Origin of the sequence: Cerasibacillus terrae (assembly GCF_008039555.1) — a bacterium.
GTDB lineage: Bacteria > Bacillota > Bacilli > Bacillales > Amphibacillaceae > Cerasibacillus > Cerasibacillus terrae.
Genome location: NZ_VDUW01000002.1, coordinates 437,459 through 461,521, shown reverse-complemented (window position 1 = coordinate 461,521; position 24,063 = coordinate 437,459). Strand labels below are relative to the sequence as shown.

24 protein-coding genes, 1 pseudogene and 2 riboswitches are annotated in these 24,063 nt (G+C 36.7%); of the genes and pseudogenes, 10 read left to right on the top strand and 15 right to left on the bottom strand.

Annotated elements, in window-relative coordinates:
* Positions 1-205 precede the first annotated feature (205 nt).
* Positions 206-757, top strand: coding sequence for a biotin transporter BioY (locus tag FHP05_RS05595; RefSeq protein WP_147666245.1), 552 nt, complete (start codon positions 206-208; stop codon positions 755-757).
* Between the two features lie 144 nt (positions 758-901).
* Here FHP05_RS05595 and FHP05_RS05590 read toward each other — a convergent pair whose 3' ends face one another.
* On the bottom strand, positions 902-1,822 hold the full coding sequence (locus FHP05_RS05590; protein WP_147666244.1) for an LCP family glycopolymer transferase: 921 nt from the start codon (positions 1,820-1,822) through the stop codon (positions 902-904).
* A gap of 160 nt (positions 1,823-1,982) precedes the next feature.
* Here FHP05_RS05590 and FHP05_RS05585 point away from each other — a divergent pair, with 160 nt between their 5' ends.
* Complete coding sequence (locus FHP05_RS05585; RefSeq protein WP_147666243.1) at positions 1,983-2,699, top strand: hypothetical protein; 717 nt, start codon at positions 1,983-1,985, stop codon at positions 2,697-2,699.
* Here FHP05_RS05585 and FHP05_RS05580 read toward each other — a convergent pair.
* From FHP05_RS05580 to FHP05_RS05565, 4 genes are all read right to left on the bottom strand, one after another.
* Positions 2,696-3,886, bottom strand: a complete 1,191-nt coding sequence (locus tag FHP05_RS05580; RefSeq protein WP_147666242.1) for a glycerate kinase — start codon at positions 3,884-3,886, stop codon at positions 2,696-2,698. The two genes, FHP05_RS05585 and FHP05_RS05580, sit on opposite strands and share 4 nt — an antisense overlap.
* A 59-nt stretch (positions 3,887-3,945) precedes the next feature.
* The gene (locus FHP05_RS05575; protein WP_147666241.1) at positions 3,946-4,125 is read right to left on the bottom strand and encodes a hypothetical protein; all 180 of its coding nucleotides are present in this window, start codon (positions 4,123-4,125) and stop codon (positions 3,946-3,948) included.
* A 59-nt stretch (positions 4,126-4,184) separates the two neighbouring features.
* On the bottom strand, positions 4,185-4,724 hold the full coding sequence (locus FHP05_RS05570; RefSeq protein ID WP_147666240.1) for a transcription repressor NadR: 540 nt from the start codon (positions 4,722-4,724) through the stop codon (positions 4,185-4,187).
* 204 nt (positions 4,725-4,928) lie between these two features.
* Entirely contained in the window at positions 4,929-6,095 is a 1,167-nt protein-coding gene (locus tag FHP05_RS05565; protein ID WP_147666239.1) for an IscS subfamily cysteine desulfurase, read from the bottom strand.
* A gap of 177 nt (positions 6,096-6,272) precedes the next feature.
* Between FHP05_RS05565 and nadA the strand changes: the two genes are divergently transcribed.
* Both nadA and FHP05_RS05555 read left to right on the top strand, forming a co-directional pair.
* Positions 6,273-7,379 carry a quinolinate synthase NadA gene (gene nadA / locus FHP05_RS05560; RefSeq protein ID WP_147666238.1) on the top strand — a complete coding sequence of 369 codons (1,107 nt, stop codon included), beginning with the start codon at positions 6,273-6,275 and terminating at the stop codon, positions 7,377-7,379.
* A gap of 57 nt (positions 7,380-7,436) precedes the next feature.
* Positions 7,437-7,976 carry a hypothetical protein gene (locus tag FHP05_RS05555; protein ID WP_147666237.1) on the top strand — a complete coding sequence of 180 codons (540 nt, stop codon included), beginning with the start codon at positions 7,437-7,439 and terminating at the stop codon, positions 7,974-7,976.
* Here FHP05_RS05555 and FHP05_RS05550 read toward each other — a convergent pair.
* Together FHP05_RS05550 and cbpA are read right to left on the bottom strand one after the other, a co-directional pair.
* Positions 7,973-8,782, bottom strand: coding sequence for a Yip1 family protein (locus FHP05_RS05550; RefSeq protein WP_147666236.1), 810 nt, complete (start codon positions 8,780-8,782; stop codon positions 7,973-7,975). The two genes, FHP05_RS05555 and FHP05_RS05550, sit on opposite strands and share 4 nt — an antisense overlap.
* 269 nt (positions 8,783-9,051) lie before the next feature.
* The gene (cbpA, locus tag FHP05_RS05545) at positions 9,052-9,681 is read right to left on the bottom strand and encodes a cyclic di-AMP binding protein CbpA (protein ID WP_147666235.1); all 630 of its coding nucleotides are present in this window, start codon (positions 9,679-9,681) and stop codon (positions 9,052-9,054) included.
* 327 nt (positions 9,682-10,008) lie between these two features.
* On the opposite strand from cbpA, the gene FHP05_RS05540 reads away from it, so the two are divergent.
* Positions 10,009-11,373 (top strand): sodium/glutamate symporter, encoded by a 1,365-nt coding sequence (locus FHP05_RS05540; protein WP_147666234.1) that lies wholly within the window; start codon positions 10,009-10,011, stop codon positions 11,371-11,373.
* Positions 11,374-12,331: 958 nt separating this feature from the next.
* Here FHP05_RS05540 and FHP05_RS05535 read toward each other — a convergent pair.
* Positions 12,332-13,507: a hydroxymethylglutaryl-CoA synthase gene (locus FHP05_RS05535; protein ID WP_147666233.1), complete on the bottom strand. Its 1,176-nt coding sequence runs from the start codon at positions 13,505-13,507 to the stop codon at positions 12,332-12,334.
* Between the two features lie 410 nt (positions 13,508-13,917).
* Positions 13,918-14,034, top strand: a riboswitch (TPP riboswitch).
* Positions 14,035-14,213: 179 nt separating this feature from the next.
* On the opposite strand from FHP05_RS05535, the gene thiC reads away from it, so the two are divergent.
* From thiC to FHP05_RS05510, 5 genes are all read left to right on the top strand, one after another.
* On the top strand, positions 14,214-15,974 hold the full coding sequence (thiC, locus tag FHP05_RS05530) for a phosphomethylpyrimidine synthase ThiC (RefSeq protein WP_407923424.1): 1,761 nt from the start codon (positions 14,214-14,216) through the stop codon (positions 15,972-15,974).
* Positions 15,952-16,155 carry a hypothetical protein gene (locus FHP05_RS05525; protein ID WP_147666231.1) on the top strand — a complete coding sequence of 68 codons (204 nt, stop codon included), beginning with the start codon at positions 15,952-15,954 and terminating at the stop codon, positions 16,153-16,155. The genes thiC and FHP05_RS05525 overlap by 23 nt, the downstream gene beginning before the upstream one ends.
* A gap of 101 nt (positions 16,156-16,256) precedes the next feature.
* A complete protein-coding gene (locus FHP05_RS05520) occupies positions 16,257-16,934 on the top strand; it encodes a hypothetical protein (RefSeq protein WP_147666230.1) in 678 nt (225 codons plus the stop codon).
* An 80-nt stretch (positions 16,935-17,014) separates the two neighbouring features.
* Positions 17,015-18,508 (top strand): peptide MFS transporter, encoded by a 1,494-nt coding sequence (locus tag FHP05_RS05515; RefSeq protein ID WP_147666229.1) that lies wholly within the window; start codon positions 17,015-17,017, stop codon positions 18,506-18,508.
* Positions 18,509-18,700: 192 nt separating this feature from the next.
* Positions 18,701-19,246: a DUF1269 domain-containing protein gene (locus tag FHP05_RS05510; RefSeq protein WP_147666228.1), complete on the top strand. Its 546-nt coding sequence runs from the start codon at positions 18,701-18,703 to the stop codon at positions 19,244-19,246.
* A 128-nt stretch (positions 19,247-19,374) separates the two neighbouring features.
* Here FHP05_RS05510 and FHP05_RS05505 read toward each other — a convergent pair whose 3' ends face one another.
* From FHP05_RS05505 to FHP05_RS05480, 7 genes and pseudogenes are all read right to left on the bottom strand, one after another.
* Positions 19,375-21,054 (bottom strand): ABC1 kinase family protein, encoded by a 1,680-nt coding sequence (locus tag FHP05_RS05505; RefSeq protein ID WP_191126258.1) that lies wholly within the window; start codon positions 21,052-21,054, stop codon positions 19,375-19,377.
* Positions 21,048-21,665: a hypothetical protein gene (locus FHP05_RS05500; protein WP_147666226.1), complete on the bottom strand. Its 618-nt coding sequence runs from the start codon at positions 21,663-21,665 to the stop codon at positions 21,048-21,050. Before FHP05_RS05500 ends, FHP05_RS05505 begins: the two co-directional genes overlap by 7 nt.
* A gap of 176 nt (positions 21,666-21,841) precedes the next feature.
* The gene (locus FHP05_RS05495; protein WP_147666225.1) at positions 21,842-22,144 is read right to left on the bottom strand and encodes a phasin family protein; all 303 of its coding nucleotides are present in this window, start codon (positions 22,142-22,144) and stop codon (positions 21,842-21,844) included.
* Positions 22,145-22,515: 371 nt separating this feature from the next.
* On the bottom strand, positions 22,516-22,656 hold the full coding sequence (locus FHP05_RS15275) for a hypothetical protein (RefSeq protein WP_191126251.1): 141 nt from the start codon (positions 22,654-22,656) through the stop codon (positions 22,516-22,518).
* Between the two features lie 28 nt (positions 22,657-22,684).
* On the bottom strand, positions 22,685-22,897 hold the full coding sequence (locus tag FHP05_RS05490) for a twin-arginine translocase TatA/TatE family subunit (protein ID WP_147666224.1): 213 nt from the start codon (positions 22,895-22,897) through the stop codon (positions 22,685-22,687).
* Positions 22,898-22,990: 93 nt separating this feature from the next.
* Entirely contained in the window at positions 22,991-23,326 is a 336-nt protein-coding gene (locus FHP05_RS05485; protein ID WP_147666223.1) for a hypothetical protein, read from the bottom strand.
* 244 nt (positions 23,327-23,570) lie between these two features.
* Positions 23,571-23,786, bottom strand: a pseudogene (locus tag FHP05_RS05480) (carboxymuconolactone decarboxylase family protein); the annotation flags it as partial.
* 142 nt (positions 23,787-23,928) lie between these two features.
* Positions 23,929-24,027: riboswitch (SAM riboswitch) on the top strand.
* Positions 24,028-24,063 lie beyond the last annotated feature (36 nt).

The window sequence follows — 24,063 nt, the reverse complement described above, 5'->3', positions numbered from 1 at the left end:
TTTTAGAAAAATATAAGAATTCGAAAATAATTGATTGCACTTATTTTACAAAAATTACAAAATCATGTCAATATCTGTCTAAATTTGTTGTTTTATTTATTATTTTAAAAAAGGGAATTGACAAATTGGGGACATAACCTATAATTAATGTTAACGGAAATTTTTAATGGTTAACATTATAGAGGAATGATAAGGAGGTAAGAGAATGGATTCATCACAATCAAGATTACGTATGCTGATTTTAACTGCTTTATGTACAGCAATTATCTGTATTTTAGCACAAATAACAATACCATTGCCACTTGTACCAATTACAGGACAAACGTTAGCAATTGGAATTGTTGCAACTATTTTAGGTTCAAAATACGGAACTCTTGCATCCTTACTTTATTTAATTTTAGGAGCTGTAGGGATTCCGGTATTCTCAGGTTTTTCTGGTGGACTAGGTGTGATTGTTGGTCCGACTGGTGGCTTTATTTTTGGATTTATTCCAACTGCATTTATAATTGGTTATTATTTAGAAAAAACATCATTCACAGTAATAAATGCCATTATTGCAAACATTATTGGGATGCTTGTTACATTAACAATTGGAACAGTTTATTTAAAAATAGTTGCTAATTTAACTTGGACAGCAGCATTTTTAGGAGGTTTTGCCCCTTTCATTATTGTTGGTGTAGTGAAAGGCGTTTTAGCAGCTTGGCTTGGAATTGTCGTGCGAAATCGACTGAATTCTGCTAATCTACTATATGCTTAATCCCTCCCCTTTTTGTAGGTAGAATATATCTTTGGCACATCATTTCTTGTTTGATAGAGATGATGTGCTTTTTATTCTTATTGAAAACCTTTACCACATACAAAAAGTGGCTAGACTACAATCAAAAGTAGTTAGCCACTTTTTTTATTTGATTTCTGTAATCATTTTATGCGTCTTTTCGATTTCTTCATCTGGAATTTCTAAATAATAGACACCATCAATTTTTGTTCCAGTACCCTGCATCATATAACTATCCATGTTTTTTCTCGTTCCACTATAGTCACTGAAAATTTGTTTCATATCACCAAATTCCATGTTTGTTGCCATATTTTTCCCTAGAATTTCCATCGTACTATTAATTTTCGGAACGTTACCAACAGATGCACCACGGTCAATAATTGCTTCAATTACTTTCCGTTGACGTTTTGTTCGGCCGAAGTCACCCTCTGGATCCTGTTTACGCATCCGAACATATGCCATTGTCATATCACCATCCATTGCAAGGGAACCTTTTGTAAAATTGTATTTACTATCAGACCATTCCACTTCATTTTGAACGGTAATATTACCTAATTCATCCACTAATTCTTTTAAACCTTCCATATTAATTTGCACATAATAGTCTAAATCAATATCTAGAAGATTTTTAACAGTAGCAGCAGACATATCAGCACCACCAAAGGCAAATGCATGATTAATTTTATCCTCTTTCCCTTTCCCAACAATAGTCGTCCTTGTATCACGAGGGATGCTAATTAATTGGGAACGGTTATTTTGCGGATCAAGCGAAAGAACCATCAATGCATCAGAACGACCCTTATCACCCGCTCTGGCATCCACACCTAAAAGAAGAATATTTAATGGTTCCAAATCCTCCAATTTTTTCTTCGCCTTGGAAATATCAATAGATTCTACCGGCTCATGCATCTCTTTATCCACTGTATTCTTCACCTTTACATAAAAGGATAATACATACGCCCCAATACTAAACACAAGGACTGCAAAAATAGTAAGCGGAATAACAATCCAGAGATTTCTTTTCTTTTTAGATTTATTTTTTCTCATGAAATAAACACCTCATATTCCCAGTCATATAATTTAAATTTTAAAGACACTGTACGGACTCACCTGCATTTAATTATACATCTAAAAAAAAAATACGCTAGACATATTAAGACAATATTCATAAAAAAATTCAGAATTTCGGGTGGGTTTATCGAGAGGTTTGGGCGGGATATCGGGATTCGGCGTGGGATATCGGGATTTGGGCGCAGGTATCGGGATTCAGCGCGGGATATCGGGATTTGAGCGCGGATATCGGGATTCAGGCGCGGATATCGGGATTCGAACGATTATATCGGGATTCAGACACATATATCGGGTTTCAAACAAATATATCGGGATTCGGACGAATATATCGGGATTCAGGCGAATATATCGGGATTCGGGCGCAGATATCGGGATTCAGAGCGAGATATCGGGATTCGGCGTGGGATATCGGGATTCAAGCGAATATATCGGGATTCGAGCGCGGATATCGGGATTCAGAGCAATATATCGGGATTCAAGCGCGGATATCGGGATTCGGCGTGGGATATCGGCATTCAGGCGAATATATCGGGATTCGGACGAATGTATCGGGATTCGAGCGAATATATCGGGATTCGAGCGCAGATATCGGGATTCAGACACATATATCGGGATTCGGGCGGATATCGGGATTCGGCGTGGGATATCGGCATTCAGGCGAATATATCGGGATTCGCACGATTATATCGGGATTCAGACACATATATCGGGATTCAGAACGATTATATCGGGATTCAAACAAATATATCGGGATTCAAACAAATATATCGGGATTCAGACACATATATCGGGATTCGGACGAATATATCGGGTTTCAAACAAATATTTCGGGATTCGCGACACAAGGTATTAATAGATTTTCCTCATTTGTTTCCAAAAGTGAAGGATTTGTTTTGTTTGTTCATATAATAATGATTCTGCATTTTTTATGCTGTCTTTTAGTGTTATTGGCTGTTTTTGAATGGAAAAGAAACCGGAAAACTTTTTCTGTAAAGCTGAAGTTTCTCCACCAAGGCTTCCGGAAATTAATACGGTAGGAACATTATGTTTGTATGCAATTTCCGCGATAAAACCAGGGGCCTTTCCGTACAATGTTTGTTCATCACTTTTTCCTTCACCAGTTAAAACAAGATCCGCCTTTTTTATCGCTGATTCAAGTTCAATCATGTCGGCAATTAGCTTTGCACCGGAGTATATATTTCCACCAATAGTTAACAGGGCGAAACCTATACCTCCTGCAGCACCTGCGCCTTGTTTACTTTTTTTAGATACATCGTCCTCTAGTCCACGAGCAGTTTTCGTTCTATGTTTATTTTTCACCAGTAGAGCGAATTCTTTTTCTAATAATGTTCCATAAGTATCCAATGCTTGGTCATATTGCGTTACTTGTGTTGGGGTCGCACCTTTTTGGGGACCAAATACACTACTTGCACCTGTCTCTCCGCATAACGGATTTGTCACATCGCTTGCAATTTTAATTTCCGTCTGCCAAATTCGCTTATCTAAATTGTCTATGTTCACTTTAGCCACCCGGAGCATGTCTTTTCCAAAATGGGATAGTAAGTTTCCCTTTTCATCCCAGGCTTGTAATCCTAATGCTTGAAGCATTCCAAAGCCACCATCATTTACCGCACTTCCGCCAAGTCCAATGACAATGGAAGAACAGCCTCTATCCAGCGCATCTCGAATAGCTTCTCCAATTCCATAGGATGTTGTTTTGTCAGGGTTTCGCATTTCTATAGGAACAAGTGGCAATCCAGCAATATTTGCACATTCAATCATTGCTGTTTTTTGATCAGATTGTATCCCATAACTAGTTGAAATCTCTTTTCCATCCGGACCTGTACACGTAATCGGGATTTTCCTTCCATTTGTAGCCTGTAATAAAATATCTAATGTCCCTTCCCCGCCGTCCGCCATTGGTTTTACGATGGACTGACATTCAGGAAAAATTTCAAGCACTGCTTTTTCCATCGTCTGGCCTACCTGTAATGCCGACATACTTCCTTTAAAAGAATCCGGTGCAATGACAATTTTCATAAGAAACCCTTCTCCTTTTTTGTTTTATTATTAATAGGAGTTCGTCTGATTCCTAGTTGTTATATGAAAAATAATTGCATGACTGCAATGTAAATAGCACCTAAAAATAATGCCACATGGCCAATGCAAATATTGGAAAAGAATTGTTTGATTTTACTTTTTTCTTCCACTTCACTTTTTTCTATAGAACATGTCGGACATGAAAATAGAGAGCTTTTTATTCCTTTTTCATTCTTCATCATCGCCATCCTCCATTAATTGATAGTAATGGTATAACATCTTATTTCATAAAAAAATATTATTTGGTGTCGGTATATAATATGCCCACCTTTTGTAATGCATGGCATGCGGCATCTAATTTTTCCGTTGAATCTGCTTCTAACGTGTGTAAATGAATACCTTCTGTTAAAACAGATAATAAATTTGCTTCTTGTTTGGATAATGCTGTAACAAATTCATTGACATCATACCGACTACTGATCATGAGTGAACCAGTTAAGTCGCCATATATTTGGTGCTCTACAATAACATCGACTACTGTTACACCAGCATCAACAATAATCTCAAGTTCTTTTTTCGTCTCTTCTGGTGTGTGATTACAAACAATAACTCGGCTATATTTCCCTTTAGAAGATTGTTTTTCTATATATAAATAACCACGATTTGTCGCAATAATTGGCTCTTTCCTTGTTTTTAATAAAGCCATATCTGTAACAATTACTTGTCTACTTACATTTGTCTTGTCAGCTAACTCCTTACCTGTAATAGGTTGGTCACTTTTCTTTAATAATTGCATGATGAATTCTCTTCGTTCTTCACCTAATAATTTTTTTACCATGCCTTTATCCACCTTTTTTTCCTTTATCCTTATTACAAATCCGGTATTTTATAAAGTGAAATTTCTAGTGATGGGAGATTTCCTCATCTGCCACTAGTTACAATCGAACGGGCATTTACTGGCTGTTGATTTCGACATCCATTTTTGTGGTCCCCAGTACTTCTTGAAATGTAATCATACAGCCAGCCTTCTCGAAATGTAATCTTACAGCCAGTTAAGCTGCGATAAATTTATTTTCTGCAATGTTTTTAATACTTTTCCGATTGTCTGGATAGTTTGGGTTATTTGTTCTTCTGTTGTCATTTTCCCAAATGAAATTCGAATAAGCTGTTTCGCATCATCCACTGTCTTTCCCATTGAAAGCATTGTTCGTGACGGACTTTGTTGCCCAACTTGACAGGCGCTTCCAGTTGAAACAGCTAACCCATATCTATTACATTCTAGCATAATATATTGTCCCTGTGCTTGTAAAAACGAGAGCCCAACGATATGAGGAAGTTGTTTATCCATATCATCATTACCTTCCACAACAAATTGGTTTGACAGTTCTTTTAATCCGTTTACCAATTTCATCCGCAAATGTAAATCCCGTCTTCTTTGCCCCTCCATTTCTTGATGCATCATTTGAGCTGCTGCTGTAAATGCTAAAATACTTGGAACATCCACTGTCCCCGGACGGAATCCTTTTTCATGGGTTGTACCCTTGTATTGTGACTTCCAGTTTACTCGCGGATTAATATAGCACATACCTATTCCTTTTGGTCCATATATTTTATGACTTGATACGGACAAACTATCAATATAGTTTTGGTTTACATCAATGGGAACTTTTCCATATGATTGGACGCAATCTGTGTGAAAAATAATCTGATGTTCTTTCAGGATTTTTCCAATTTCAAGTATAGGTTGTACAGCTCCAATTTCTGAATTACCGTGATGAATGGAAGCAAGTATTGTGTCTTTACGAAGGGCATTTTGAAAGTCTGCCAAATCGATCTGCCCGCCTCCATCTACCGATAAATAAGTCACTTCATATCCTTCTTCTTCTAATTGTTTAAACAAATTGTGTACAGAGGAATGCTCAGCATCTGTTGTAATCAGATGATTTCCCTTTTTACGGTTAGCCTCAATTAAAGAACGGATAGCTAAGATATTTGACTCCGAACCACCACTTGTAAAATAAACACCATCTTTATTCCCTTGAATCGTACCCGCTAATTGCTCACGACATAACTCCAATGCTTCATTTGCCTCTGTTCCGATATCATGTAAACTACTTGGATTACCATAATATTTTTTTGCAGCCTCTTGAAATGCATGTAATACTTCCTTGCGCATTGGTGTTGTTGCTGCATAATCTAAATAAATCATATCTATTCCCCCATTTTTCCATTTATTGTCTTGTCATATGTCAAGTTTTGTGTCAATATAGATGTCAACAGTTCCATTCTAACACATTTTTTAATTGATTGTGAAATTACTCACAACCATTATTCATAACGAGGGAAGAAATGATTGAATATTAATTTATTTATGGGAGGTTTTTTAATGGTGCAAATACTAGATATGTTGGATAAGAAACAGCGGTTACCTGAATCGATTAAAAATTTATCTGTAGAAGAAATGGAAAAACGAGTGATTCAAATAAAGAAACAATTAGGAAAGCGGTTATTTATTCCTGCACATCATTATCAAAAAGATGAAGTAGTACAATTTGCGGATGCTACAGGGGACTCCCTTCAATTAGCACAGCTTAGTGAAAAGAATAAAGATGCAGAAGTGATTGTATTTTGTGGTGTTCACTTTATGGCAGAAACTGCAGATATTTTAACGTCAAAGGATCAAAAAGTGCTCCTTCCTGATTTACGGGCAGGCTGTTCTTTAGCAGATATGGCGGATATTGGGCAAACAGAAAAATGCTGGGACATCTTACAAGATACATTTGGTGATACGATTATTCCTTTGACATATATTAATTCAACGGCTGCTATTAAAGCATTTGTTGGAAAACATGGCGGAGCAACCGTCACATCATCTAATGCGAAAAAAATGATTACATGGGCCTTGGAACAAAAAGAACGTATTTTATTTTTACCTGATCAACATTTAGGCAGAAACGTGTCACATGAGCTTGGGATTCCACTTGATGAAATGGCAGTATGGAATCCACAAACCTCTTCATTTGAATATGATGGAGATATTCAAGATGCTAAAATTATTTTATGGAAAGGGCATTGTTCTGTACACGAAAATTTCACAGCAGATAATGTAAAAGAGATTCGTGAAAAACATCCAGACATGAATGTCATCGTCCACCCAGAATGTCCACATGAAACCGTTCGTGCCGCTGACAAATCTGGTTCCACCAGTTATATTATCCGCACGATTGAAGAAGCACCAGCTAAAAGCAAATGGGCAATTGGAACAGAAATGAACTTAGTTAAACGATTAATGAATCAACATCCAGATAAAAAAATCATCTCTTTAAATCCATACTTATGCGCTTGTTTAACCATGAATCGGATCACATTACCATATTTACTAGCCTCACTAGAATCCATTATATCCGAGGAATATGTCCATGAAATTCATGTAGAACAAGAAACAGCTGACAATGCAATCTTGGCATTAAACCGTATGTTAAAAAATGTATGAGGAACTCGAAATTAAATTTAGATTTTGAGATTTGAATACTGTTCAGATGGAATTTTAGTGCGGGATATCGGGATTCGGAGCGAATATATCGGGATTCAGGCAAATATATCGGGATTCGGAGCATTATATCGGGATTCAGGCGGATATATCGGGATTCGGAGCATTATATCGGGATTCGAGCGGATATATCGGGATTCAAGCGAATATATCGGGATTCGGAGCATTATATCGGGATTCCGCACATTATATCGGGATTCAGGCGATTATATCGGGATTCGGAGCATTATATCGGGATTCAAGCGAATATATCGGGTTTCAGGCGAATATATCGGGATTCGGAGCATTATATCGGGATTCCGCACATTATATCGGGATTCAGGCGATTATATCGGGATTCAGAGCGGGATATCGGGATTCAAGCGGATATATCGGGATTCAAACAAATATATCGGGATTCAGCGCGGGATATCGGGATTCGAGCGAATATATCGGGATTCAAACAAATATATCGGGATTCCAACGCAGATATCGTGTGGATCATATGTAAAAAAATCATGCCAATCCTTTGTTATAAGGTGGCATGATTTTTTATTTTAGAAAAGGCCAAATACTCTTATTATCTCGCCAAATCCTGTGTCAATTAAAATTGTTGAAAAAATGAACACAACTACACCGAAAAATACTAGATATAATAAATAACCGTATAGTGGATCTACTTTTGCTGTGTCTTTTGTAAGTTGTTTACTTACAATATGCAATGGCATAATTACAGTGATAAGAGTCATTGTGAGACTTAGTAAGAATACACTGGATCCATAGGCACTTAAAAGGGAAAGTATTAAAGTAACTACGATAACAATATTTACTGGTATCATATGCACACCGTAGATACCAACAATTTCTTTAAAATGGTGTTCTTTTCCAAAGAATTTAATCGTTATAAAAATAAGTCCCATTATAATGGCTAGTAAAGCAACTAAAAAGATAAGGGATTTCCCGAATACTGGGAGGAAAACAGACTCTGAATACGAAAAGTAGTAGAACATGTCTTTCCCTATGAAATAAATTGTTAAAGAAAGTAAAATAACTAATAGAACATTATTAATGATACCATTTTTAAATTCGGTTTTACCTTTTGAAAATACAAGGGAAGGTTGCTTCAAATAATGTAGAAAATACGTGCCATATGCAGTCGCTGTCTCTTTTACTTTTTCCAATGTATCATTTTGACCTGTGTTAGGAGTTTGTTCTACGGTGGATGATACTTCTTCGATGCTTGCAGTCGATTGTTCAACAGTATTTGTTTCATTGGTTTGTTCCGTATGAGACGCATCTAACGGTTCACCACATTTCCCACAAAACTTTCCTGCTTCTTGTTCAAATCCACATTTTTCACATTGCAAATTATTACACCACCCAAAATATAAATATTCCCCATAAACTGAAAAAATATTATTTACATTCTTTTCTGATTATAGGTAACGATATTTTATCATTTATTAATAAGCCAAGCAATAGCTATTGACAACTTATTCCGTTAATGAAACATTATTCCTATGATGGAAGGACCAGAAGATGAAATTGTCATCCACTAGTTCATCTGCAAACATTTAAAAAAGACTCCACTTTAAAAAAATGGGGCCTTTTTTAGATTTGGATTTTTAAGTTCCATTTAATTCAATTTTTCAATATCTGTTATCGTTAAATTATGATTTTCTAAAGCTTTTACGACTTGTTTCATTAATTTTTCATCTACTTCTTCTGGTAAAACAATACATACTCTTCTAACATAGAGGGAGTTATTATTTAAAGAAATGACACTTTGTACATTGCAATATTCATTAATAATTCTCAACATTTTCTGTAATGCACCTGCATATTCAATGGTACCGATTGTAAGAGAATAACTTCCATTGTGAACGCCCCACGCATTTTCCAATACTTGAATCACATTTCCATTGGTTAAAATTCCCTGAAAATGTTTCTCCTCGTCAACTACAGCAAGAAAAGGTAATTGCTTAATCGATTTAAACACCTTAAAAAATGCATCATTTTCTTTTACAGAGCTGTTTTCTCTATCCGCAATTAGTTCATCTAAAGGACCATCCAAAGAATGTTCTTTTTCATGTTTCAATAAATGTACTTTATAAACATTACCAACATATTTTTCTCCTCGTTCATCTAAAACAGGGATACATCGATATCCAGAATCTGCTAATGTCTTCATGACCTCTTTCATATTGTCCTTTTCTTTAACGAATACGACTTCATTTTTATTAACATAGTCATTTTTAACAAGCATCTATAAAACCCTCCCCTATTATTTTTCTTGCCACTTCTATTTTCCTATATTTTCACTTCTATTTCAATAGAGGAAAAATTCATTATTCTGGAAGGAAATAACAAGTGGAATTTTCCCAAAATATATTAAAAAGGTAATTTAACATATTAACGGAAAAATTATAATCATAGCAATTATTTTGTTTTAACTAAAACTATTTACTAATTTTATTTGAGATGATAATGTATTAAATTGTGGCACTTCATCTTATTTTTATTTGTTACTGAATGCAATTTATTGTTTTTAAACTAATCAAAATAAAAGCGTTATCATAAGGAGGTTTTTATTATGGAATTTTCCCCCTGGGACTTTTTTATAGATTTTGGACTAGCTGCAACTCTATTGATGATTGGTACAGTTTTACGGGCAAAAGTACCTCTTATACAAAAACTGTTCTTACCGGCTAGTATTATTGCAGGATTTCTAGGACTATTACTTGGACCAAACGGATTAAACTTTCTTCCATTTTCCGATCAAATTGGTACGTATCCAGCAATATTAATTGCCTTTATTTTTGGTGCCATCCCTTTAACAACCACTGTTATTAATTGGAAACAAATTAAGAATCGTGTTGGTAGTATGTGGGCTTTTTCCCAAAACTCGATGATTTTAATGTGGGGAGCTGGACTATTATTTGCAGTACTTCTCATTAACCCATTTTGGAGTGAGTTAAATAGTGGATTCGGTCTGATCCTAGCAGCAGGTTTTGTTGGTGGTCACGGTACTGCAGCTGCTGTTGGTGATATGTTTTCCAAGCATGGTTGGGAAGAGGCAACATCTTTAGCAATGACATCGGCAACAGTTGGTGTACTTGCAGCTATTTTAATCGGAGTTCTATTTGTAAAAATAGGTTCATCCAAAGGATATGCTTCCTACCTTACTTCTTTTAAGGATTTACCAAACGAATTACGTACAGGCTTAATTCCACCAGCATCTAGAAAGAACGTAAAAATGGATACTATTTCTTCGATGTCTGTTGACCCTTTTGCTGTTCACTTTGCATTGGTTATATTTGTTGCAATGGGTGGATATTATTTAAGTCAATGGGGCGAGATGCTCATTCCGGCCGCGACAATTCCTGCCTTTTCATTAGCATTTATCGTTGGTTTAATTGTTCAGAAGATATTACGTTCAACAAATGCAGATCAATATATTGATAGCCATGTTATTAGTAGGATTAGTGGAAGTGCGACAGATTTTCTTGTAACTTTTGGAATCGCTTCAATCAGCATTTCCGTTGTATTAGACTATATCGTACCACTACTTTTATTACTTGCATTTGGAGTGTTTATCGCATTTATGTTCTTTGCTGTCATTTCAAGACAATACTTCCCAGATTATTGGTTTGAACGAGGCATTTTCAGCTGGGGATGGACAACCGGAACTGTTGCAATGGGAATCGCATTATTACGAATTGTTGACCCAGATGGTAAAAGTAAGACACTCGATGATTACGGTCTAGCCTATATCCCAATTGCACCTGTAGAGGTACTCTTAGTTACATTTGGACCATTATTAGTCATTCAAGGACAAGCTTGGACTTTTATTGGAATTACATTACTTGCATCTTTCCTTATCTTCTTTATTTCTTATAAAAACAAGTGGTTAACCTTTGGAAAAGACAAGTCCAAAAACGTAAATAGCTCAAACTAATCTTTGGCACGATAATGAAAACGATGACATATTATTTTTCAACATCCCCCCTTGATACAGTATCAAGGGGGGATGTTTACATTATGGGGTATGAAAACGAGGATGGTCTTTGGGGCTTGGTGGTTGGTATCCTTTATCATTAAAAATAGGGGGGCACGCGGCAGAATCCAGCGTTACCAAATTCGAGCATTGGACCAGTTTGGGGCACGCGGCAAGGACACCGCGTTACCAAATTCGAGCATTGGACCAGTTTGGGGCACGCGGCGGAATCCAGCGTTACCTAATTCGAGCATTTAACCAATTTAAGGCACGCGGCAGGGACACAGCGTTACCAAAATCGAGCATTAGACCAATTTAGGGCACGCGGCGGAATCCAGCGTTACCAAATTCGAGCATTTGACCAATTTGCGGCACGCGGCGGGATCCAGCGTTACCAAATTCGAGCATTTGACCAATTTGCGGCACGCGGCGGAATCCAGCGTTACCAAATTCGAGCATTGGACCAGTTTAGGGCACGCGGCGGGGGCCAGCGTTACCCAATTCGAACATTGGACCAGTTTAGGGCACGCGGCGGGGGCCAGCGTTACCCAATTCGAGCATTGGACCAATTTAAGGCACGCGGCGGAATCCAGCGTTACCAAATTCGAGCATTTGACCAGTTTAGGGCACGCGGCGGGGGCCAGCGTTACCCAATTCGAGCATTGGACCAGTTTGGGGCACGCGGCAGGATCCAGCGTTACCAAATTCGAGCATTTGACCAGTTTAGGGCACGCGGCGGAATCCAGCGTTACCAAATTCGAGCATTGGACCAGTTTAGGGCACGCGGCGGGATCCAGCGTTACCAAATTCGAGCATTTGACCAATTTAAGGCACGCGGCAGGGACACCCTCCCTGTCTCATCACCCATAAGGATTTTATTTTTAATAAAAAACAGCAGAGAAATCTGCTGTTTTCCAATTTATACCTTTTGTTTGTTCACGTATTGACGCATATGATCTTTAATTCCGGCTACACAGATTGGTGCTGGGTCTTCTTCTATATTTAAGTCTAAGGTGGAGCCATCTTTTGGTAGTTCTTGTTTGAAAATTTCTTCGTATTCTGCAATTGATACTTCTTGGCGTTTTTCAAACATTGTTGTATGCTCCGCCGTATGCAAATATTTGCGATAATTAGGTTGTAAAATTCCTGTGAAAAATTCGCCAACCGCACCTGAACCATAACTAAATAATCCAATTCGGGAACCATCTCGCAAGTTTTCCTGTTGTTCTAATAAAGATAATAAACTTAAATATAATGAAGCTGTATAAATATTTCCTACTTTACGGTTATATCTTGTACTTATTTGGTAATTTTCCACTAAGCGTTCTTTATCTGCTTCTGTTTTATCATCATAGATTGTTCGCAATGCTTTTAGGCCCATTTTTGTATATGGTAAATGGTAGCAAAGTGCTTCGAAATCATTTAAATCAAACCCGGTTTTTTCTTTATGTGCGGTCCACACATGGGAAAAGAATGAAATGTATTGTTCATTGGAGTACTTTCCATCGACATAGGCAGTATCCGAATATACTGGGCGCCAGAAATCCATTATTTCATCTGTTCGATAGGAAACCTCATCTTCCAAAACAAGAATTCTAGGGTCCGCACTAATTAAAATCGCTACTGCACCTGCTCCTTGTGTCACTTCTCCAGGTGTATTTAAACCATATCTTGCAATGTCGGAAGCTAAGACTAGTACTTTGCTTGTCGGGTTCAACGCAATATGTCCTTTTGCTAACTGGATGGCGGCTGTTCCACCATAGCAAGCTTGTTTCACTTCAATGGCGCGTGCTTCTTTTTTCAATCCTAGTAAATGGTGCACATAGACAGCACCAGATTTCGAATGATCGATTCCAGATTCCGTACCGAAAATAACGAAATCAATCTGTTCTTTGTCTGCTTCATCTAACATATTCCATGCGGCATTTGCTGCTAATGTTACAGGATCTTGAGTAATCGGAGCAACCGCCATTTCATCCTGGCCAATTCCAATCGTAAACTTCTCTGGTTCCTGATTTCTAGCAATCGCTAATTTATTCATATCTACATATAAATGTGGAGTGTAAAAGTTTATTTTGTCAATTCCAATTTGCACAGTCATTCTCCTTTATCTAACATAGATGATTGATCTAAGTTGTTATAATGTTGAAGTGAATGAGTTAGAAATATGAAGAACAAATGGGGGAAAATAAGCATTCTTACACAAGAAATACTACCCGACTACTTTTCAATATTCCCTAACTATCTGTTCACTTTTTTATACTAAACGAATCATTTATATACCCCATAATATCTTCGCACATTCGAGAATAAAATGAAAGTCTTGCAGTCCATATTTAGTAGATTTCCTTCTGCTTTAACAAAATGAATTTTACACTATTTCCCATCCCCAATTTTCAAAAAGCGATCAATCATTTCCTTTATCCATCCCTTTCTCTGTTTATTATCGAATGAAACTTTACAGATGATCTTTTCTATGATATCTTTTAGACAATTGCATAAATAGGAATCTACTAGGGGTGTCCAATTTTGCTTGGACTGAGAGAAAAGCGCGTGAAAGCTTTTCGACTCTTAGAACCTGATCTGGCTTACACCAGCGGAGGGAAGTAGTTGATAAGAGTACATCCATTTTAATTCATGCATATGGATCGCTGCCTCTTATGCTCTTGTTGCTGATAACTACTATCGGGTTCTTGAAAAAGAACTCGATTTTTTATGTTTCAAGAGCCTTTTTTCAATTCCTTACACTTCTCTATGGATTCCTTTTTTTCAATAAAAAGGAGGAATTTTTTATGAAACAAATGACAAATGCAAACATCGATTTCAAAAAGCAATTTCCAGCAAGCAAAAAAGTATATGTACAAGGGAACAAACCTGATATTCAAGTCCCTATGCGAGAAATCTCTCTAAGTCCAACCGAAACAGACATGGGTGTTTTCCAAAATGAGCCAGTCCGTGTGTATGATACAAGTGGCCCGTATACAGACCCAGATTTCAACCCAGATGTACATAAAGGACTTCCAAAACTTCGAAAAAATTGGATTTTAGAGCGCGATGATGTAGAGGAATATATTGGTCGAGAAATGAAACCAGAAGATAATGGATTACGTGAAGGCCAAAACCTGAAGACAGATGTATTTGAAAAGAAGGAAAATCCGCTTCGTGCAAAAAAAGGAAAAAATGTTACCCAAATGCATTATGCAAAAAACGGTATCATTACACCCGAAATGGAGTTTATCGCAATAAGGGAAAACCTTGATCAAGAATTTGTTCGAAAAGAAGTTGCTGCAGGCCGTGCCATTATCCCAGCAAATATTAATCATCCAGAAAGTGAGCCAATGATTATCGGTAGGAATTTTCACGTGAAAATTAATGCCAATATTGGGAATTCCGCTGTCAGTTCTTCTATTGAAGAAGAAGTAGAGAAAATGACGTGGGCAACTCACTGGGGAGCAGATACCATCATGGATTTATCGACTGGGAAAAATATCCATGCGACAAGAGAGTTTATTATTCGAAATGCTCCTGTACCAGTAGGAACGGTACCAATTTATCAAGCATTAGAAAAAGTAAATGGAATTGCGGAAGATTTAACTTGGGAAGTATACCGTGACACATTAATCGAACAAGCGGAACAAGGGGTAGACTACTTCACCATTCATGCGGGAGTTCTCCTTCGCTATGTTCCGATGACGGTTGAGCGAACAACTGGAATCGTCTCACGTGGTGGTTCCATTATGGCACAATGGTGTCTCGCCCATCATAAAGAAAGTTTCTTATATACTCATTTTGAAGACATATGTGAAATTTTAAAGGCCTATGATATTGCAGTATCCCTTGGAGATGGGTTGCGACCAGGATCGATTGCAGATGCGAATGACGAGGCACAATTTGCTGAACTAGAAACACTAGGAGAATTAACAAAAATCGCATGGGAACATGATGTGCAAGTTATGATCGAAGGACCAGGACATGTGCCAATGCATAAGATTAAAGAAAATGTAGATAAAGCTATCGACATTTGTCATGATGCTCCTTTTTACACGTTAGGACCACTGACAACAGATATTGCACCTGGTTATGACCATATTACTTCTGCCATTGGTGCAGCAAATATTGGTTGGCATGGAACAGCGATGTTATGTTACGTGACTCCAAAAGAGCATCTTGGCCTGCCGAATCGAGACGATGTTCGTGAAGGTGTCATCACCTATAAAATAGCGGCACATGCTGCAGATCTTGCCAAAGGACATCCAGGAGCACAGATACGAGATGACGCTTTATCGAAAGCACGATTCGAATTTAGATGGATCGATCAATTCAATTTATCCCTTGACCCTGAACGTGCACGCGAATATCATGATGAAACACTTCCAGCAGAAGGTGCGAAAATTGCCCACTTCTGTTCCATGTGCGGACCGAAATTCTGCTCCATGCGTATATCTCATGATTTACGTAAAATGGCAAAGGAAAGTGGAAAAACAGAAACAGAAATAGTAGAAGAAGGAATGAAGCAAAAATCAAAGGAGTTTGTTGAACATGGATCATCTATTTATAAATAATGTAGATGTTCATAAACAAATTCATTCGATTAAAAAAGAAATAAGAAATCTTCAAGAGAAAATGAATCACTTAGAAGAACAACTCTCCTATTTACAACAAAACTGTCAACATGTATTTAATGAAACAGACTTAATGCGAAGATGTGTCAAATGCCACTATACGGAGAGTTTATATTATTAAGTAAAACTTGATTCAGATGGAGTTAGATAAACTCCATCTGAATTTTTTTTGGAAAATTTCATGCTTTACTTTCAATCCAGTTGGAATGGTGCGGGATTTTAGTGGGGATTTTAGGATTCGGCGTGGGATATCGGGATTCAGGCGCTTATATCGGGATTCAAACAATTATATCGGGTTTCAAACAATTATATCGGGATTCAGAACAATATATCGGGTTTCAGACGAATATATCGGGATTCAGAACATTATATCGGGTTTCGAGCGAATATATCGGGTTTCAGGCGAATATATCGGGTTTCCGATGCACACATATCGGGATTCAGGCACATATATCAGGATTCCAACAATTATATCGGGATTCAGCACGATATATCGGGATTCAAGCAATTATATCGGGATTCAAGCGAATATATCGGGTTTCAAACAAATATATCGGGATTCCAACACATATATCGGGATTCAGTACGATATATCGGGATTCAAGCGAATATATCGGGTTTCAAACAAATATATCGGGATTCCAACACATATATCGGGATTCGAGCACATATATCGGGATTCAGCACGATATATCGGGATTCAAGCGAATATATCGGGTTTCAAACAAATATATCGGGATTCAGGCACATATATCGGGATTCCAACACATATATCGGGATTCGAGCACAGATATCGGGATTTCGGTATGCGATACATGGATTCATAGTCGCTATTTAATAGATTACTCAATTACTAACGAAAGCATCTATCTACAACTATTAGGTAAATTTTTCATTTGATATTTTTTAAAAAATATATTATATTTAAATAGAATTGTAAGCGTTATCTATTTGACTTTTCAGACAAAGGGGTTCAAAATATGAAAAACTATAGCAGGGAAGATATTGTCAATAGTGTCCCTCAAAAGGGATTTTTTGGTCATCCGAAAGGGCTTTTTACTTTATTTTTTACAGAGTTCTGGGAACGTTTTTCCTATTATGGAATGCGCGCCCTATTACTCTTCTATATGTATAGTGAAGTAGTAGACGGTGGTTTAGGGATGGAAGATGGGACAGCGAAATCAATTATGGCTGTCTATGGATCACTTGTATATATGTCTGGGATTATTGGTGGTTGGATTGCTGACCGCTTATTAGGAACACAACGCTCCATTTTTTATGGTGGGGTACTTATTATGGCAGGACATATTGTACTTGCACTGCCAGCCGGTGTAACAGCACTATTCATCTCTATGTTCCTTATTATTTTAGGAACTGGTCTATTAAAGCCAAATGTTTCTAGTATTGTTGGGGACATGTATCATGAACAAGATAATCGCCGGGATGCTGGTTTTAGTATTTTTTACATGGGTATTAATATGGGGGCTTTCATCGCACCTTTTATTGTCGGAACACTCGGCCAGAAGTATAATTACCATCTAGGGTTTGGTATGGCAGCAATCGGAATGCTGTTGGGATTAATTGTATTTTTAATTACTCGTAAGAAAAATCTTGCACTTGCAGGTACCCAAGTTCCTAACCCATTAGTAGGCGATGAGAAGAAGAAAGTATTCAAACGCTTTGGACTAGGTGCATTACTTCTTATTATCTTAGGGTTTATTACTATTCCAACTGGTATTTTAACAGTTAACAGCTTTACGGTTTTAATTAGTTTATTAGGAATTATCATTCCGACAGCATATTTTATTGTTATGTATCGTAGTAAGAAGACAAATGAAGTGGAAAAATCTCGCTTACTTGCCTATATTCCATTATTCATTACTTCTGTTATATTCTGGGCAATTTACGAACAAGGTGCTATTATTTTGGCAGATTACGCCCATAAACGGACAGAATTATCCATTTTTGGAATCGAACTTCATTCATCCTGGTTCCAATCATTAAGTCCGCTTTTCGTAATTACTTTAGCACCAGTGTTTGCTGCTTTATGGATTAAACTAGGTGACCGTCAGCCATCGACAACACGGAAATTTTCTTTTGGTTTATTCTTTGCGGGACTTTCTTTTATCATCATGATTGCGCCTGCTCTTATGTATGGAACAGAAGCACTTGTTCATCCAATTTGGTTAACACTTAGCTTTCTTTTAGCTGTTATTGGGGAGTTATGTTTATCTCCTGTTGGTTTATCAGCTACAACTAAACTTGCACCAAAAGCATTTTCAGCACAAACGATGAGTCTGTGGTTCTTATCAAACGCAGCTGCTCAGGCATTAAATGCTCAATTAGTAAAACTGTATCATCCATCTACTGAAGTTATTTACTTTGGAGCAATTGGTGGATTTGCCATCCTAATTAGTGTTCTATTATTTATGTCCGCACCGAAAATTCAGAAGTATATGATGGGAGTAAAATAACCCATTCATCCTCCACTTTCTTCGATGAGAAAGTTGGAGGTTATTTTTTTGCAATCACAATCACTATCACAGATTAACCGAATGAACGACTCCCACTACAAGAATTCAACTGAATCAAGATTTAAGGGGGACGAGCATTTTCCAATATTTTTATCTGTGATAGAATAGAGTAAAACAGTGGAGTGGATAAACATGGAAAAGCGTGTTTTTGTTGTTACTTTTGAAGAAGATAGTAAATCCTATCAAGCGTTTTCAGAATTGAAACAAATGCATGTGTTAAAAAAGGTACAAGTTGATCAAATGGCTGTCATTACAAATATGGAAGATGAAAAATTAAAGATAAAAGATTTTATGGATATGACAGGGCCGGATAAGACTTCACGTGGTAGCATTATTGGTATATTAATTGGGCTTTTAGGTGGTCCAGTCGGTATGCTTTTAGGATGGGTATCTGGTGCTGTCATCGGTGCTTCTGGGGATGCGCGTGAGGTAAAAGATGCGATGTCAGCTTTTGAACAAACTTTAGCCATGATTTCTACTGGGAAAACCGGCTTAATGGTCATTGCTACTGCCGAAAGCCGTGAAGCAATTCAAGATTTAGTACAGGAGGAAATAGAAGGAGGCCGCGTGCTCCAACTTGATTTAGAACTTGTCAAACGAGAAATCGAACATGCTAGACAAACCGAACGTGAACTACAAAGAGAAGCTCGGAAACGCTGGTTTGATAAAAATAAATAATATATCAAAATGGGCTGGGACATAACTAAGACAATCAACTTTAAAGACGAACAATATACTACCATCGTTCTTTGGATTATCTTAGCTAAAAAATTTTGTCCCAGTCCTTTTTTTAAAATGAAAACAGCCTAAAACCGCCCAGATCGAAAAATAGCAAAAATGATCCAAAGAAACATAATGGCTGCCATGACAAATCCAATTTCAATGACTGGTATATTCCACAAAAGTGTAGATTGTCTAACGAGTGCTGAACCGACAAGCAATCCTGCCATGACAATACTAAAAGCCAATAACACAATACTAAAAGATAAACGATTACTAATACGGTCTAGTTTTTTTAATGACCGGTCTAATTCCGGAATCGTAATTTCCATCCGAAACTTCCCCTTTTTCACAACTTCTTTTAACTTTTTTACAGAGGAAGGAAATTCAGTAACAAGCTCTTTATATTCCAAAAAATATTTAAACATATCTCCTACCACTTTTTTCGGATGAACCTTTCTTTTTATCAGCTCTCGTCCAAAAGGCTCTGCCATTTTCACAATACTTAGTTCTGGGTCCAGCTTTTCAACAATTCCTTCAATTGTAAGTAATGTTTTCCCGAGCAATGTTAATTCAGACGGAATATGTATACGATGTTCATACGACACAGCAAATAAATCCTCAATTGCTTCACTTAAACTAACCGAACTTAATGGGACATCATAGTACTTCAGCCGTAATTGTTCAATATCCTGATATAAGCTATTCATATCAACCTCATCCGAAATCATGCCCAACTGCATAAGAGCTTTCATAATCCCATCTGTATCCTGGCGCATTAAAGCTATAACAAACGTCCCTAAATCATCTTGTGTTTGTGGAGTAAGATGCCCAACCATCCCGAAATCCATAAAAATAATTTTCTCATCAGGAAGAGCCAAAATATTACCTGGATGTGGATCCGCATGAAAAAAACCATCAACAAAAACTTGCTGAAACATTGCCTCAACAAAACGCTTGGCCAGAGTGGTGCGATTAATCCCCTTTTCTTTTAATTTCTCTTCATCACTTAGTTTCGTTCCTGAAACATACTCCATAACTAACACTTTATCAGTCGTATAATCCCAATAAATCTCCGGTACATGAATGGACTTATCTTCTTCAAATGAAAAAGCAATTCGCTCCCCACTTCTTCCTTCTTGCATATAATTTAATTCTTTTTTTAAAGACTTTTCAAACTCCTCAACAATCTGACAAACTTGATAACGTTCAGCCCAATCTAAACGTTTTTCAGCTAAAACAGCTAGATCCTGTAAAATTTCCAAATCCGTATTCACAACTCGATGAATCCGAGGTCGCTGAATTTTCACTGCTACTTCATCATTCGAATGTAATATCGCATAATGTACCTGTCCAATGGATGCTGCTGCTAAAGGAGTTTCCTCAAATTCCGCAAAAATAGTTTCCAGCGGCTTTTCTAATTCGGTCTCAATAATATCTCGGACTTCTTCATACGGAAAAGCGCCCACATCATCTTGTAACTTTTCCAACTCTCTAATAACATTCTCTGGCAAAATATCTGGCCTCGTACTAGCAAACTGGCCTAACTTCACAAATGTCGGACCTAGTTCCTCTAAAATAAGCCGAATCCTTTCACCAACACTCTTTTTCTCTATTTCATAATCATTGTGTGACAGAATACGTTTAGGGAGGGATACCAAATCAAGAAGCCCCATCTCATCCGCAATGTAACCAAAACCATTACGAGAAAATGCAACCACAATATCCCGATACCTCTGCAAATGCCGAATTCTCTTTTCTAAAATAATGACCCCTCCTCTACTTGCGTATAAAATCCCGATATATGTGTGCGAATACTGGTATCTATGGGCGAAACCCGGTATCTGTGCGTGAATCCTGGTATCTGTGTGCGAATCCCGATATATTCGTCTGAATACCGATATATCCGCCTGAATCCCGATATATTCGTCTGAATCCCGATATATCCGCTTGAATCCCGATATATGCGTTTGAATCCCGATATATTCGTTTGAATCCCGATATATGCGTTTGAATCCCGATATATCTGCCTGAATACCGATATATCTGCCTGAATACCGATATATCTGCCTGAATACCGATATATCTGCCTGAATACCGATATATCTGCCTGAATCCCGATATCCTCGTTTGAATACCGATATATCCGCCCGAATACTGATATATTCGCCTGAATACCGATATATCCGCCCGAATCACGATATATTCGCTTGAATACCGATATATTCACCCGAATCCCGATATATTCGCTTGAATCACGATATATCCGCTTGAATCCCGATATATTCGCTCGAATCCCGATATAATGTTCTGAAACCCGATATGTCTGCCTGAATTCCGATATCCTGCCGTGAATACCGATATCCGTCGACACCACGATACACAACAGACTTATTATTTCCGATAAAAAAGATGATCATCTGTTTCTTGTCAAAATATTGACATAAGCATAGATGACCACCTTATCATTTTAAATCTTCATTATAATATAACTGCAAGAAACGCCTAGTCATCAAATAACAAGTAATATTAGCATATGCCTTTTTCTACTTTTTATTTGGATTCTTTCAGCGCTTTTTCCAATTCTTCTACTCGTTTTCTTAAATGTTCTACTTCATCTTCTGTCACTATGTTCATTTCTTTTAATACTTCATCCACTTTTTCATTTATTCTCTGGTCAAGGTCTTCTTTTGTTTCTTCGCCTTTTTCGATGAGTTCTTTGATAAAATTCGTTGATTCTTGTTTCGTCAGTTCTCCTTTTTTAACAAGCTCATTCGCAATTTTCTCTGCTTGTTCTTTCGTTGTAACTGCAAATCCTAGTCCTAATGCCAAACTCTTTTTAATCGTGTCTTTCATTTTAAATCTCTCCTTTAAATGGGAAATTTCAAATAACACATTCCATTCATTTGTCATTATTTCCATTCTTAGTATAACACTTTACATTGATACATGACTAATGATTAATGGTTAATATATCACGATTAGGTGAAAAATATATCTTTCAAACAAAGAAAACATCCCGAATTTCTGCTTCTTCATCTTATTTACCTTCCTTATGATATTTGTTACCTCTAAAAAAAGAGGTTTAAATCAGATTGTGTTGTCCCATCTTTTCTCTAAAATCCTTTAACCCAGCCATAAATTCACGAAGAAAATCACCTCGTTCCCTCGTCACCTCTCACCTTTTAGTATTTTTTGCGTTTATCGAATTATTTTGTCCGTATTTGTCAATATGCTATTTTCATTATTATAATACACGAAACTAACAGCCCTATTGCCAGTAAAATGACAAATGTAGTTGCTAAAATATAATCCAATTTATCAATTTCATCATCTTCTTTTTCAAATTCATGTTTGTTTTCAGTCATTTGATCAACCCTTTTCTGATTTCTTCAGTTATCTGTCATCGTTCATAATATCTTTTATAGCGTTTTTAAATTCCTTTAAAATCTTGCCTACCGATTTTCCTATTTCGGGTAACTTTAAGGGCCCGAATACAATTAAAACAATTTTGGTTGCTTCAATAATTAAACCTACAATATTTTCACATAATAGATTATTTAATATGTTAAAAAAAGCATTCGGAATCCTATGCTCTAAAAAAGGCATCAGAAAAACACTTCTTACTTTTGCCAAATAAGAATGAATGACATTGTGAAAATATTTTTTATAAATAAACTAATAATTGGGATTTTTATTATATTAGGGGAGGTAATTCGTTTGGTTTTGTACAACACAAATAAAACCAGCAATTTTTCTAGAGAAAAACAGATGGTTCATAAATTTAATGGGGATAGGTTTTCCCTTTAAAATATATAGAGCGTCAGTAGAAGGAAACAGAAATTCAGTCTGCCACTTTGGAATTATCGTTTGGACTGATTGGGTAATTACATCAGAACTGGCCATTGTATAAACTGTAGAGATTGCTGGTTCATCTGTAAAATCAAATGAAGACTGTCTCATTTCTTCCGAAGGGCCTATATATAGTGAGAATGAAATCAACATTAGTAACATGCTACTTAGTAAAAACTTTTTCATTGCTAACAGACCCCCTTCCTTTATTCCATATTATTATATAATAAAATTTAGTACAATCTTTATCTAAAACATCTTCAATATAAAAGTTTTATAACTTGCTTAAACAAGCTATATTTAAAGACTATTCTGTGTTTGAATTTTATATTTAGAATAGAGCTTGAATTATATGGCCCAATTGAAGCACAACTCTTATTCCATAATCAGCACCCTTTTGCTGAAGATTGAAAATGGGTATTTCGAGTAATTATTTTACAGTTACTATATTCCCCATTGAAATAGAAATTCTGTTCCATTTGTTAATTTGATTGATTATCAGAACAAGGTCAACATATTGTTTCTCATCATAATGTTCACGAATCCGTTGATAAAGTTCATCTGGAACACGTTTTGTTGGGATTAATGTCACATGCTCCGCCAACTCTAAGGCTACCTTTTCAGCTTCTGTATAAAATTCACACTTGTAATATCTCTACATAAATTCATTTTAATCCATTCAAGTAAAAGCTGGAAAATTCACTTATAAATAAATTCCATTAAATAAAAATAATTTTAATTGTTGACAAATTAAGATATATTGATTACACTAGTATATAATTTAATAAGACTTATCAAGAGTGGTGGAGGGATAGGCCCTTTGAAGCCCGGCAACCGGTTTTTATTATACGGTGCTACATCCTACAGCTTTTGCTGAAAGATAAGAACTTGCTCACGTGACCTCTTTCAGCTAAAGAGGTTTT